The following is a 237-nucleotide window of genomic DNA, read 5'->3' as shown; positions in this document are numbered from 1 at the left end:
ATCGTCCCTTGTGTTTCAATCTTTACTTCGTGCCCTGCTTCTTGTGCCGCTTTTACAAGCTTTTCTTTCGCTAAAAATGTATGGGCAATCCCTGCCGTACAAGCCGCAACACCAACAATTTTCATGATTCTCCCTCCTGTTCATCAAAAGGAAATGCCTGTATAATGTCTTCTTTTGAGTTTGATTCAAGCAATGCCGTACATACCTCATCACGGGCAAGCGCCCCGGCCACTTTAG

1 pseudogene is annotated in these 237 nt (G+C 45.1%); it reads right to left on the bottom strand.

Annotated features, from left to right (window positions below):
* Positions 1 to 125 (bottom strand): annotated as a pseudogene (locus CHH91_RS19065) (PTS fructose transporter subunit IIB); the annotation flags it as partial.
* Between the last annotated feature and the right edge of the window lie 112 nt (positions 126 to 237).

Source organism: Virgibacillus sp. 7505 (assembly GCF_002272135.1).
Lineage (GTDB): Bacteria > Bacillota > Bacilli > Bacillales > Amphibacillaceae > Terribacillus.
This window is presented reverse-complemented; position numbering and strand designations above follow the sequence as displayed.